We start from the raw sequence: 13,796 nt of genomic DNA on the forward strand, positions 1-13,796 counted from the left end.
ATAGTAATATTCAAAAATGAATCAGCACCCTATTTTTTCAGAACATCCGGGATTAATAATCGTCTTTGCCATTGCAGTAGTGATCATGCTATTGTTGGATTTGGGAATTTTCAACAAAAAAAGCCATGTCGTAAGTAATAAAGAAGCAGTAACCTGGTCATTAGTATGGATTAGTTTAGCGATGATTTTTAGTGGTTTGGTTTATTACTTCGCCGGATCGGCAAAATTTTATGAATTTCAATCGGCGTATTGGATTGAAAAAGCACTTTCAGTTGACAATCTTTTTGTATTTATATTAGTATTCAAGTTTTTTGACGTAGCCAATCACAACAAACATAAAGTATTGTTTTGGGGAATTATCGGAGCATTGGTTTTGAGAGCTATTTTTATTTTCTCAGGAGCATTTCTTATCGAACTGACTTATTTAAACAAGCTTTTAAGCCTGGTTGGAGTAGAAGGTTTCAAATACGATATTAATTTAATCATGACAGCTTTCGGATTGTTTCTGGTTTACGCAGGAATCAAATCATGGTCTGCTGGTGATGAGGACGATGAAGAAGATTACAACAACACCAAAGGAGCAAGATTAATCAGAAAGTTTTTCAGCGTTAGCGATAAATACGACGGTGATAAATTCTTTACATTCGAAAACGGAAAAAAACTGGCAACCCCACTTTTAGTTGTAGTAGCTGTAATTGAGTTTACCGATTTATTGTTCGCAGTCGATTCTATACCGGCAATTTTTGCCATTTCTAGTGATCCTTTTATTCTTTATACCTCTAACATTTTTGCTATTTTGGGACTTAGAGCGTTATTCTTCTTATTGGATAACTTCATTCACTTGTTCAGTAAATTGCAATATGGTTTGGCTATAATTCTTTCGTTTATCGGAGTAAAAATGATTATTTCTCCGTTTTATCATATTGAATCTCTGTATTCATTGCTTGTAATTGGAGGGATTCTGGCAATTTCGGTAATTGCATCAGTAATGTTACCGGAGCCAAAAGAGGCATAAGGAACACAATAAATGTTTTATTAAACGGATAAAAGTCTTTTTAGACTTCTATCCGTTTTTTTATTGTTCAAACAAAAGGGGTTAAAGGCTAAAGAAGAGTTTTTAGCGTGAAAAAGCCCAGTACGATTTGTTTTTAAAACGACAGTCGAAACTTAAATTAATTGTCATACTTTTGCACTTTCAAAAAGTAAAGTAAATAAGGCACTTAAAGCCTTTACTCCTTGTTATAATAGTTACAAATTATGCTTAATATACACAATCTTTCGGTTTCTTTTGGAGGAACATATTTATTTGAAGAAGTTACTTTTCGTTTAGGTGCCGGCGACCGCGTAGGTCTTGTTGGTAAAAACGGAGCGGGTAAATCTACAATGCTTAAAATGTTAGCAAGAGATTTTGCTCCTGATTCAGGGGTTATTTCCCAGGAGAAAGATATCCGAATGGGGTTTTTGCGTCAGGATATTGATTTTGAACGTGGAAGAACGGTGTTGGAGGAAGCTTATGAAGCTTTTACTGAAATTAAAATTGTTGAGAAAAAACTAGAAGAAATTAATCATCAATTGGTGACCAGAACCGATTATGAAAGTGAGGAATACGGCCAGATCATTGAAGATTTGTCTGATTATACCCATCGTTTTGACCTTCTGGGAGGTTACAACTATGTAGGAGATACAGAGAAAATTCTTTTAGGGTTAGGTTTCAAAAGAGAAGTTTTCAATAACCAAACTGAAACATTTTCAGGAGGTTGGAGAATGCGTATCGAATTGGCAAAACTGTTATTGCAATCTAATGATGTATTACTTCTGGATGAGCCAACGAATCACCTGGATATTGAGAGTATCATTTGGTTAGAGAGTTTCCTTCGTAACTATCCCGGAGTTGTAGTAATCGTATCGCACGATAAAATGTTTTTGGATAATGTGACCAACCGTACCATCGAAATTTCTTTAGGAAAAGCATACGATTTTAATAAGCCGTATTCTCAGTATTTAGAATTGCGTCACGAGATTCGTGAAAAACAATTGGCAACTCAAAAGAATCAGGCAAAGAAAATAGAAGAGACAGAAAAATTAATCGAAAAGTTCCGTGCAAAAGCTTCTAAAGCTTCGATGGCGCAATCGTTAATTAAAAAGTTAGATAAAGTAGAAAGAATCGAAGTAGATGAAGACGATAATTCTGTTATGAATATTTCGTTTCCGGTTTCAAAAGAACCTGGAAAAGTAGTAATCGAAGCTGAAAATGTTACCAAAGCTTACGGAGACAAAACGATTCTGAAAGATATTAGTTTATTGGTAGAAAGAGGAAGTAAAATTGCCTTTGTGGGACAAAACGGACAAGGAAAATCGACTTTCATTAAAGCTCTTGTAAACGAATTTGAGTACCAGGGGAACATCAAATTAGGACACAATGTTCAGTTAGGATATTTTGCTCAAAATCAGGCTGAATATCTTGATGGAGAAATTACGTTGCTTCAAACTATGGAAGATGCTGCTACAGACACAAACCGTATGAAAGTTCGTGATATGCTGGGATCCTTTTTATTCCGCGGAGACGATGTGGAGAAAAAAGTAAAGGTACTTTCAGGAGGTGAACGCAACCGTTTGGCACTTTGTAAATTGTTGTTGCAGCCTATCAATGTTTTACTGATGGATGAGCCTACAAATCACCTGGATATTAAATCTAAGAACGTTTTAAAAGCAGCCCTTCAAAAATTTGGCGGCACTTTATTGTTGGTTTCTCACGATAGAGATTTCCTTCAGGGAATGTCGAACATTGTTTATGAATTCAAAGACCAAAAGATCAGAGAATATTTAGGAGATATTAACTACTTCTTAGAGCAGCGTAATCTTGAAAACATGCGTGAGGTAGAGAAAAAAGATGTCGTAAAAGAAGCCGCTCCAAAAGAATCTAAGAAAACGTCATACGAAGATCAGAAAAAAGGAAAAGCGCTTCAAAACCGATTGAGTAAGGTAGAGAGTCAAATCAAACAATTAGAAAAAGACATTCAGCACGATGATAAAATGCTGGCTTCTAATTATGACAAACATATTGAAGATGCTTCGTTTTTTACTGCATACAACAAAAAGAAAGAAGATTTAGATCAATTGTTGCTGGACTGGGAAATCGTTCAGGAAGAGATTGATAATTTTAATGCTTAATTAGTTTTCAGTTTTGAAATGAATATATAACTTTGTCGAAGGCTTGAACTTTGGCAAAGTTTTTTTATGTCTGAAGTTTACCATTCCTTGTAAAAAATCGAAGACACACTATATTTACTCCACATATTTCACATCTCACAAATCACATTTCACGAGATAAGACCAATAGATTTAGAGTGCATAATGGCTTCACTGCTGTCTTTATAATAACAAACAGAGACCTCTAAGTTTTCGAGGTTTTTCATAATCGTTTTAGTGGCTTCTTTTTTGTGTTTGCCAGTCTGTCTGATGTAAACTGCCTTTACAGTAACCGGAAAGATTTTACAGATTCGCTCGTACAAAATGGGGTCGTGTTGCGAATCATCTCCTAATAAAACATATTTAAGATTGGGGTAGAATTCTAAAACGTGTTTTATTTTGTCGAACTTATGATCATGGTTTCCGCGTCCGCTCATGAAAAAATCAGGGATTCCTCTTTTGATATCTTTCAATAGAATTACGGCTCTTGGCAGATGATGTATTTTGGTAAATTTGACGATGAATCGATACAAATTCCATTCGCTGCTCGACACATAAAAAAAGGCATTTTCTTCTTCCTTATTATTTCGTCCGGCTGAGCTTAAAGCTTGATAATGGGGGACAACACCTTTAAAAACTTTACGGTCGTTGACATTTTTAAATAAAAGGACATATATTTTCCGGAAGAAATTTCCGGTATGCGAAATCAAAAAAGTATCGTCAATATCGGAGATGATGCCCAGTTTGCCTTTGTGTGGTCTTATGAAACTGCCTTTTTCAGTTATTGTTTCAGTCTTGTGTTTGATGCTGACTTCGTATTCAATCCACCCAAAGGGCGTTTCTTTCTCCAGTGGAATACAAAACTTGAAATAGCCGTCGTCCAGGGTTTTAGTGTGAATTTCCTGATTGCCGCATTTTAGATAAACATCAAAATTTTTAATCGTTTTTATTCTGAACTGATTGATGATCGAAGTGGCATTTTTGAAGTTTTTTTTCTGATAATCATATTCATACGTTCTTCTGAAAACATGTCCCATTACAATTAATTCTTCTTCATTGGCATAACCGCGATATAATTGTAAAATTGGTTTCATTAATTGTGTATATTTATGGATGATGTAAATTAATTATTTTAATTGATTTTAAAAATAAAACTTTGAAAAAGAATATCTTATTTGTTGTAAATCCTATTTCTGGAGATCTGGATAAATCCGATTTAATAGCCGCTGTACAGGAGTTTTCTGTTGCGCATCATTTTGATCTGGAAGTTTATGAAACCACCGGGCAGCATGATCAAAAAGAAATACAGATCCTTTACAATCAGTATCATCCTGAGCGTATTGTGGTAGCCGGTGGAGACGGAACCATAAAAATGGTTGCTGAAGCGATGGAGCAGTTTGATATCATTATTGGTATTTTGCCTGCCGGTTCAGCCAATGGATTGTCGGTCGATCTAAATCTGCCGGATACACTCGAGGAGAACCTGAAAATTGCTTTTTTGAATCATTATATCGAAATGGATATGATTGCTATCAATGGCAAAAAAAGTATTCATTTGAGCGATATTGGCGTAAACGCAAATCTGGTAAAAAATTACGAAGAGAGTAATTTACGCGGTTTATGGGGTTACGCCTTACAGGCCTATTCGGCTTTAAAAGAATCGGAAGAACCGTTTGTGGCTACAATCTCGGCTAATAACGAAACCGTGGAGCATACCGCAAGAATGATTGTGATTGCTAATTCTCAGAAATACGGAACTGGTGTTGTAATAAATCCAAATGGCGCAATGAATGACGGGAAGTTCGAATTGGTTATTTTAAAAAGCCTTGATTTACTGCTGATCGGAAAAATTATCACCGGAAACATGCCTATTGATTCGGATGATATTGTAATTATTTCTACAGATAAAGCAATGATAAAAACAGATTATCCAGTGAATTTTCAGATTGATGGCGAGTATTGCGGCGCACAAACGGATTTGGAAATTCACATTCTGCACAAGCAGATGAAAATTGCAATTCCGTAGTTTTTATAGTCTGTGTGAAACCGATTGCGAAATATACCGCCCCGATGGGGCTAAAAAACGGTGGCTGAATTTATTTTTATAGATATTCCACTCCTAGCGGAGTTGCCTTCAAAATTCCGTAGGAATGTATATGTTGTAGCAACGGATTTTAATCCGTTGAAAATAGGGAGGTGTTTTTAATGAGTTCCATAGGAATGATCTGTATAATCGCTTTCGATTTTTGATTTCAAATGTATAAGACCTGTAAAAAATAGATGGTGTTTACTATCGACCAATAGCAAATCAGAAATCTACAATCTCTTGACTCAATCGCACTTTTCATGAAAGGCTTATTTAAACGGATTTCGCTCTTGCCAGTCGGTTTTGGGTTCCAGATAGCTAAATAATCGGCCAATATTGTGATTGATTAAAGTATTGCTGTGCGTTATTAATCCATACATTTTGACTGGTTTTGCTCCGACAGAGCTTTTGATTTCAAGAGCGGTTCTGGCAAATACCACTTCTTTAAAACCATGATTGATAGAGTAGGCAATCATGTCATAAAGCATATTTAAATACAGCATTTTTTCGCGTTGAATGGTCTCGTCGTACCCTAAAAAGTACGTGTCCATCGCGCTTCCGTTTTTAATTAAGGTATTGAACCCGATTAGTTTTTCTTCTAAAAAATAGCCATAAAAGAGGAAATCATCTTTCATAATTTCTTTGAAAAAACTAAAGTGATTTCGGGCTAAGAAAAAAGTATTAAAAGGGGCGTTTTTGGCCACATGAAAATACAAATCGTAAATAACATCTTCATATTTCTTAATGTCAGCCAAAGACATTTTTTGCTTTACAATTCCGTCTGCTTTTTTTCGTGCCCGTTTGTACTGATCTCGATATTTTTTTGATAAAGCGTTGATATAATCTTGTTCAGATGCCCAGTCTTTATGGATTTCAAAAACCATATTAGGCTGAGTTGAAAACGTATAATTGTTTTTGAATTCGTTTTGTAAAGGAATAATTTCGGTAGCTGTAAAATCTTTTATGCTGGTAATGTGAACCTTTCTTCCGCTTGCTTTCAGGTTTTTTTTAAGCTGATTAATGGCTTTGTGTAGTGTTTTTAAAGCAATTGATTGTTTGATGTCTGAGGCAAATATAAACGCATTTTGTCCGGTAAGCATATTGTTTCCGACAAATAATACATGAGAGGCAAAATTCTTAAAAGCAAAATTTCGCACCGAAGTTTTCAAACATTGATCGCGTTCACCGAATGATTCCAGTTTTTCCGTAAATAGAAATTGGGTCAGAACAATTCCGACCAGTTTGCTATCGCTGAAAATTCCGATAAAATGGCATATCATATTTACCGGACAGGAGTTTTCCAGGACTTCCAGGTATTCTTTGGTTAAAAAGATATTAGCGGCCGCCAGAGAATTCCATTCCAAGGGCAGTAGTGATGCGCTATTGTATATTTCGAAAGAATAAGTTGTAGTCAAAAGAGGGAGCTAATTTCTTCAAAATTAGAGAATATTTATAAGAACTCAACTGGTTTAAGTTATTATTAAGAAAACCCGTTTGAGATTTAATTTCAAACGGGTTTGTATTTTTTGGAGTTAGGCAAATGCACAGATAATTCCGCCCATCAAAGTAAGGCAAACCGCCCAGTAACCTGCATGAATAAAGATATATTTCCACGATTTTCTTTCGAACAAGCCGTTGATTCCAATTACAGGAAAGACAAAAAATAGTGCTGACATAAATCCGTGAAGAGTTCCGTGTTTAAAGGTGCGGTATGCTGTTCCATAGTCATTCATAAAAGCAGCAAACGATGGTTTGGCACTGGCTACTAAAGGAGGACCGCCCACCATTCCCAAAGCACCTGTTTGATGAATGGTAAGAGACATTAAAATTACGGTAATCATTAACGAGAAAAGATACGTAAGACCGAATATTTTCAGCATATTTCCTTTTTGTAAGTCTTCCGGAGTGAGATTGTTCTCTCTCATCCAGATGGTTCCGAACACTTTAGGGTTGTACCAGATAAAACCAACAGCCAGTGTTACGATTGCTGATAAGAATAATGCAACAGGGTTAAATTCCATAATATGAGGTTTTTAGGATTAGTTGCTCAAATTTAAACAAAAAATCTCACAAATTACATCTTTGAATAAAGTAGTAAAATTTTGATTAAATTAAATTTTATCAACACTTTATCGACATTATGCGCTTTATAACTATGAAATGTATAATTTTATGGCATCAATAAATCCCCAATCTTGTAATGAAAAGCTTAGTCCTGTTTTTTCTGGCTTTTATTTTTTCGCCTGCTATTTTTGCTGATACCGTTTCAGATAAAGAGAAAGAGGCGCTTATCAAATTATATGAAGCAACAAACGGATCGGAATGGAAGGTAAAATGGGATTTATCACTTTCGGTAGCTACCTGGTATGGGGTAAAAGTTGAAAATGGTAAAGTCGTCGGACTTCATTTGGCCAATAATAATTTGCAGGGAAATCTGCCTGTAGAATTGTTGACTTTGGTTAATTTGATTACCATCGATTTACACGACAATAAAATTCAGGGACAGCTTCCTTTGGAGATTGGAAAATTAAGTCAATTAGAAACACTTGCTTTGTTTAATAATGAAATTCAGGGGCAGTTGCCGGGGTCAATTTATACGATAAAAACTTTGAAAGTTTTGCTTTTAAATCAGAACAAATTGTCAGGGAGTTTGAGTAAAGAAGTAAGCAACTTTGGTGTTTTGGAAAACCTGAGTTTGTTTGATAATAAATTTGAAGGAGAAATTCCAAATGAATTAGAAAAACTAGGTCATTTGTCTGAATTGAATCTTTCCTATAACAAATTTAAAGGAGGCGTTTCGAAAAATCTGATTTTGTTGGACGCGCTAAATATGACGATGTTTGATGAAGAAGGAAATCCTTTTTTATTAGAAATCGCCGCTAGAAAAGAAACCACAATGGTCACCAGAAATTAATCGTGCTTATGAATGAATTTTACACTCGTTAAAAAGTTGATTAAATATATTTAGTTAATTGTTTAAAAACCGTAATCCGTTACGGTTTTTTTACGTCCGGTTTTTACTTTTTTTTGGAATGAAAAAGAACATTTTTTTTAGTCCATTACTTTTTTTTCATAACTTTAATTCTTCAATTTGCAGGAGAAAAAAAATCAGAGTACAATAAGATAATCTAACCTCTTTAATTATAAAATTATGGTAGTACAGTATCAAGGAGAACAATACGGAAAAGCAACAACATTTACAATAAGAATTATAGGAAACAATCTGTCTAAAAGCAGTTCAAATTACCAGATTGATTTATTGGTTGGCGATAAAAAGCTGCCAACTTTTACTACAGGAATTCACCAGAGTTTATCAAACTGTTTAAAAGAGATTTATTTATTCAGAAAGCACCATGGAATTACATTTGAAGCTTCGTCAGAAAAGGTAGCGCCGCTTTTAGTTCCGTATGATCTGGTTTTATACAATTACAATAAATATGCATTGTTTATGGCATAGGCCAGACTTTGTTTATTGCAACTATTTAGAAAGACTGCTTTTATAGGCAGTCTTTTTTTGTACGACTAAACTTTATCTTTTCACTCATGGCATTATTTTTTTCGGTTTTTTTCAATTAAAGTTTTATATTTTTTTCTTTCAGGTATTTCTGTTTCATAAATTTTATTATGTTTGCTAAATCGATTTAGCAACGCTCAGAACCCTTTTGTTTATGAAGAAAATTCTTTTAACCTGCTTTTTTATTATTGTTTCGAATGCATGGATCAATGCTCAGGAACTGAAGTCTCCCGACGGGAACTTGGTATTGACATTCAATTTAAATGCTGAGGGTACTCCGGTTTATTTTCTAGCCTACAAGAAAAAAGAAGTAATCAAAGAAAGCAGATTGGGCTTTATTTTAAAGTCGGATATCAAAATGAATAAAGGTTTTCAGATTGCTGGTACACAAAAACAATCAGAAGACAATTTCTGGGAACCGGTATTGGGAGAGCAGAAAAAAATCAGAAATCAGTACAATGAATTGAAAGCTGATTTGATACAGGAAAAAAGCAAGCGAAAAATAACGATTTATTTCCGTTTGTTCAATGACGGATTGGGATTTCGATATGAGTTTCCGGTACAGGATAATCTGCGTCATTTTGTGATTCAGGAAGAAACTACCGAGTTTAATTTAACGGGAGATCATAAGATTTTTTGGATTCCGGGGGATTATGATACAAACGAGTACAGTTATACCACTTCAAAAATTTCGGAGATGCAATCTTTGATGTACAATGCTGCTCACGTTTCGATGGCAGCACAAACAACGATTAAAAATCTGGCTGCGCAAACGCCTTTAATGATGAAGACTATTGACGGACTTTATATTAATATTCACGAAGCAGCTTTGAAAAATTACCCGGCGATGTGTCTTAATGTTGATGATAAGGCTTATTCGCTGAGTTCACATTTGGTTCCTGATGCTGTTGGAAATAAAGGATACATTCAAACCGGAAGTTTTACGCCGTGGAGAACGATTGTGGTGAGTGATGATGCGCGAAATATTCTGGTTTCAAAAATGATTTTAAATCTGAATGAACCCTGTGCTTTCGAAGATACTTCATGGATTAAACCGGTGAAATATATTGGAGTTTGGTGGGAATATTTTACCGGCGGAGGATCTACCTGGGCGTATTCTGACAATCAGGATGTGGTAATTGGAGCTACTGATTTTTCTAAACTGAAGCCTAATGGAACACATGGAGCCAATACCAAACACGTAAAAGAATATATCGATTTTGCTTCGACAAATGGTTTTGACGCAGTTCTGGTGGAAGGTTGGAACGAAGGCTGGGAAGACAATACCGCTTTTAAAAAAGAACGTATTTATAGCTTTACTAAGTCTTATCCGGATTTTGATGTGAAAGATTTAAGTGTGTATGCCAAGCAGAAGGGAGTGAAAATCATCATGCATCATGAAACGACATCTTCAGCTTCAGAATATGAAAGACAACTTCCGGATGCCTTAAAGTTTATGGTCGATAATAACTATAATGCTGTAAAAACGGGCTATGTAGGGCCAATTATTCCAAGAGGAGAACACCATGACGGGCAGCAAATGGTGAACCATTATACGTATATAGCCAAGGAGGCAGCAAAGCATAAAATCATGGTAGATTCCCATGAAGCAGTTCGCCCGACCGGATTGCATCGTACCTATCCCAACTGGTTTGCTCAGGAATCGGCCAGAGGAACTGAGTTTGAGGCTATGGAGGGGATTCATCCTGATCACACTACAATTTTACCATTTACACGTCTTATGGGTGGGCCGATGGATTATACACCGGGAATTTTTCAGGGAGACTTATCTGTTTACGGCTCAAAGAAAAACAAGTTAAGTACAACATTGGCAAAGCAATTGGCGCTTTATGTAACGATGTACAGTCCGTTACAAATGGCGGCCGATTTGCCTGAAAATTATATGCGTTTTAAGGATGCTTTTCAGTTTATAAAAGATGTTGCACTGGACTGGGATGACAGTTATATTCTCGAAGCAGAACCAGGAGATTATATCACAATAGCCAGAAAAGCTAAAGGAAAACAAGAATGGTTTGTAGGTGGAATTACGGATGAAAACCCACGTATTGCTCTCATTGATTTTAGCTTTTTACCTGCCGGGAAATCATTTACGGCAACGATTTATGAAGACGGAAAAACAGCCGATTATAAGAGTAATCCACAATCGTACAACATTCGTAAAGTGAATGTAAATAGTAAAACGAAGTTAAAACAAAAACTTGTCGCAAGTGGTGGTGTGGCAATTTCTATAAAGTAGAAAAGTGTTAGAAATGAGGCACAGATGACGCCGATTTTTTTTCGGATATTTGCGAATAAGAAAACGGTCTAACCTGCGCGAGAAAAAGATAGTCACAGAATAAAATGATTTCAACGATAAAAAAAACAGTTTTATAAAGAAAAAAATCTTTTTTAATCCTGTTAATCTGTGGCAAAAGAAAAAAAATAACCGGAGGGCAAGATTAATTCGTTCTTCTTAAAGACATAAAATAATGAGCATGAAAATTTATCCATTACAATTTGATCCAATCCTGAAAGAAAGAATCTGGGGAGGTGAAAAGCTACAAACAATTCTGAATAAACCAATTACATCAAAAATTACAGGAGAAAGCTGGGAATTGTCTACTGTAGAAGGAGATGTGAGTGTTGTTGCAAACGGAGCATTAAAAGGACATTTTTTAACAGATTTAATAGATCAATCGCCAAATGAAATTTTAGGAACAGCAGTTTACGAACGATTTGGAAATCAGTTTCCTTTGCTTTTTAAATATTTGGACGCAAGAGAAGACTTATCGATACAAGTTCATCCAAACGATGAGTTGGCGAAAGAGCGTCACAATTCTTTTGGTAAAACTGAAATGTGGTACGTGATGCAGGCAGATGCAGATGCGAGAATTATTGTTGGTTTTAAAGAAGATTCCAGTAAAGAAGAATATTTAGAAAACCTAAATAATAACACCTTAGTTTCAATATTGGATGATGTAAAAGCCAAAGCAGGGGATGTTTTCTTTTTAGAAACCGGAACAGTTCATGCTATAGGTGCCGGTTTGGTTGTGGCAGAAATTCAGCAAACATCTGATATTACCTATCGTTTATATGATTTTGACAGAACAGATGCTCAGGGCAACAAAAGAGAATTGCATGTTGATTTAGCATTGGATGCTATCAATTATAAGAAAGTTGAGACGCAGAAAAAGTATGAAACGACCTTAAATCAATCAAATGCGATGGTAGATTGTCCTTATTTCACCACTAATTTCCTTCCGCTTGACGGAACTCTTGAAGTAAGTAAAAAAGGAGAAACTTTCACGGTTTATATGTGTACGGAAGGCAATTTTGAAGTTGCTTATCAAAACGTAAATTACCAATACAAGCAAGGAGATACTGTATTAATCCCTGCAGGAATGCACAATTACAGCATAAAAGGAGCTGCTTCAATTTTAGAAGTATATATCTCATAAAGAAAGTGACGGAGACTATTTTTATCACATTACAGGTCTTTAATTAAGGTTCATGAAAATTTTATCGCTTTGAAAAATAGAGAATTGAAGAGAATTCATATTAAAAATAATAGCGATGATCAGGAACAGAAAAAATGATAAATAGATAAAACACCTGTAAATACTGATGATTATATGTTTAATTAACTTTAAAATAATGATTTGTATAAAAAAAGGAATTACAAAATCGTTTTAGTAACTGTTTTTGTATATATTTGTGATATAATTAATAACTGCTTAATAAAAAATTAACTCATTGATGAAAAAGATTACTATTAAGGATATTGCTACAGAGGCTCAAGTATCCATATCAACGGTATCTTTTGTTATCAATGGTAAAGGAGAAAAAATGGGCATCAGTCCGGCAGTGATCAAAAAGGTACAGGAAGTAGCTGAAAAGCTTAATTATAGACCAAGTATGATTGCTACCAGTCTTAGAACCGGGAAAACCAGGTCTATAGGACTTATTGTTGAAGATATTTCGAATCAGTTTTTTGCTGATCTTGCCAGAGTTATTGAAGATGAAGCAAAAAGTATTGATTACAGAGTTTTTTATTGCAGTACAGGAGGAGATGACGAACGTTCTGAAGAGTTGATACATAGTTTATTACAGGCCAATGTGGATGGTTTTATTGTAACGCCAACTCAGAATCTGGAAAACAGCATTGATCTTCTTTTAAAGTTAAAAAAGCCGGTTGTATTGATCGACAGGTATTTTCCGGGACAAAGAGTGAGTCATGTGGTGATGGATAATTATGAAGCCTCTAATTCGGCTGCAAAATTCCTGATCAGTAAGGGACGCAAAAATATTGCGGTGGTAAATAATACCTCCGAGATGATTCAGATGAAGCTGCGTGAGGATGGATACAGAGATGCTTTGAAGGAAGCAGAAATGTACAATCCGTCACTTGTTCTTCACATGGATTACCATACTAATGAAGAGGCGAGAATTGCGGGAATAATAGATTTCTTTAAAAAGAACCCTGATATTGATGCCGTTTTGTTTTTGGCAAACTATATGGGACTTGCGGGACTTCAGGCTTTCCGAAGAATGGGAATCAAAATTCCTGAAGATATTTCTGTAATTAGTTTTGATGATCATGACAGTTTTAAACTGCATACGCCAACCATTAGTGTTATTGAACAGCCGATAGAAGATATCGCTGTAAAATCGATACAATTGTTAATGAGTCAGATGACTGATATGGAGAAGTTTGAAGTAGAAAAAAGTCTTAAAAAAGGAAAATTGATTATTAGAGAATCAGTTTAAAATTTTGAGAAAAAAATAAAAAAGAAAAGAAACGGTTTGTTTTTTTTTAACCGTTTTACTAAATCGTTTTAGTAAATTTTAGATCAATTAAATTGAAAATGAGTGATGTTCCTGATCAGTTTACGATATCGATTTCTTAAAGGAGTGCTTATAAACATGACTATAAATAAGGCCGGGATATTTATAAGGTGCAAGCCTTATAAGTATCCTAATTAAAAAGGAGTTCAAAATTTTTATTAA

The 13,796-nt window shown here is 35.0% G+C and carries 11 protein-coding genes; 8 read left to right on the forward strand and 3 right to left on the reverse strand.

Annotated features, from left to right (window positions below; genetic code table 11):
• Window positions 1-16: 16 nt before the first annotated feature.
• Complete coding sequence (locus tag BHE19_RS21065; protein WP_070908732.1) at window positions 17-1,015, forward strand: TerC/Alx family metal homeostasis membrane protein; 999 nt, start codon at window positions 17-19, stop codon at window positions 1,013-1,015.
• Between the two features lie 242 nt (window positions 1,016-1,257).
• Window positions 1,258-3,171 (forward strand): ribosomal protection-like ABC-F family protein, encoded by a 1,914-nt coding sequence (gene abc-f, locus BHE19_RS21070; RefSeq protein ID WP_070908733.1) that lies wholly within the window; start codon window positions 1,258-1,260, stop codon window positions 3,169-3,171.
• 149 nt (window positions 3,172-3,320) lie between these two features.
• Here the strand turns inward: abc-f and BHE19_RS21075 are convergent, their stop codons facing one another.
• Window positions 3,321-4,283, reverse strand: coding sequence for an App1 family protein (locus BHE19_RS21075; protein ID WP_017496966.1), 963 nt, complete (start codon window positions 4,281-4,283; stop codon window positions 3,321-3,323).
• 62 nt (window positions 4,284-4,345) lie between these two features.
• On the opposite strand from BHE19_RS21075, the gene BHE19_RS21080 reads away from it, so the two are divergent.
• Window positions 4,346-5,215: a diacylglycerol/lipid kinase family protein gene (locus BHE19_RS21080; RefSeq protein WP_070908734.1), complete on the forward strand. Its 870-nt coding sequence runs from the start codon at window positions 4,346-4,348 to the stop codon at window positions 5,213-5,215.
• 329 nt (window positions 5,216-5,544) lie between these two features.
• Here BHE19_RS21080 and BHE19_RS21085 read toward each other — a convergent pair whose 3' ends face one another.
• Both BHE19_RS21085 and BHE19_RS21090 read right to left on the reverse strand, forming a co-directional pair.
• Window positions 5,545-6,690, reverse strand: a complete 1,146-nt coding sequence (locus BHE19_RS21085; protein WP_070908735.1) for a peptidogalycan biosysnthesis protein — start codon at window positions 6,688-6,690, stop codon at window positions 5,545-5,547.
• 117 nt (window positions 6,691-6,807) lie between these two features.
• A complete protein-coding gene (locus BHE19_RS21090; RefSeq protein WP_070908736.1) occupies window positions 6,808-7,296 on the reverse strand; it encodes a DUF1761 domain-containing protein in 489 nt (162 codons plus the stop codon).
• Between the two features lie 179 nt (window positions 7,297-7,475).
• Between BHE19_RS21090 and BHE19_RS21095 the strand changes: the two genes are divergently transcribed.
• The 5 genes from BHE19_RS21095 (at window position 7,476) to BHE19_RS21115 (ending at window position 13,556) form a co-directional block, all read left to right on the forward strand.
• Window positions 7,476-8,189 (forward strand): leucine-rich repeat domain-containing protein, encoded by a 714-nt coding sequence (locus tag BHE19_RS21095; protein WP_070908737.1) that lies wholly within the window; start codon window positions 7,476-7,478, stop codon window positions 8,187-8,189.
• Between the two features lie 237 nt (window positions 8,190-8,426).
• Complete coding sequence (locus BHE19_RS21100) at window positions 8,427-8,732, forward strand: hypothetical protein (RefSeq protein ID WP_017496961.1); 306 nt, start codon at window positions 8,427-8,429, stop codon at window positions 8,730-8,732.
• Between the two features lie 211 nt (window positions 8,733-8,943).
• Window positions 8,944-11,046 carry a glycoside hydrolase family 97 protein gene (locus tag BHE19_RS21105; RefSeq protein WP_070908738.1) on the forward strand — a complete coding sequence of 701 codons (2,103 nt, stop codon included), beginning with the start codon at window positions 8,944-8,946 and terminating at the stop codon, window positions 11,044-11,046.
• Between the two features lie 232 nt (window positions 11,047-11,278).
• Window positions 11,279-12,247 (forward strand): type I phosphomannose isomerase catalytic subunit, encoded by a 969-nt coding sequence (locus BHE19_RS21110; RefSeq protein ID WP_070908739.1) that lies wholly within the window; start codon window positions 11,279-11,281, stop codon window positions 12,245-12,247.
• 298 nt (window positions 12,248-12,545) lie between these two features.
• The gene (locus tag BHE19_RS21115) at window positions 12,546-13,556 is read left to right on the forward strand and encodes a LacI family DNA-binding transcriptional regulator (RefSeq protein WP_070908740.1); all 1,011 of its coding nucleotides are present in this window, start codon (window positions 12,546-12,548) and stop codon (window positions 13,554-13,556) included.
• Window positions 13,557-13,796: the final 240 nt, after the last annotated feature.

Origin of the sequence: Flavobacterium tructae (assembly GCF_001853485.1) — a bacterium.
In the GTDB taxonomy this organism is placed as follows: domain Bacteria; phylum Bacteroidota; class Bacteroidia; order Flavobacteriales; family Flavobacteriaceae; genus Flavobacterium; species Flavobacterium tructae.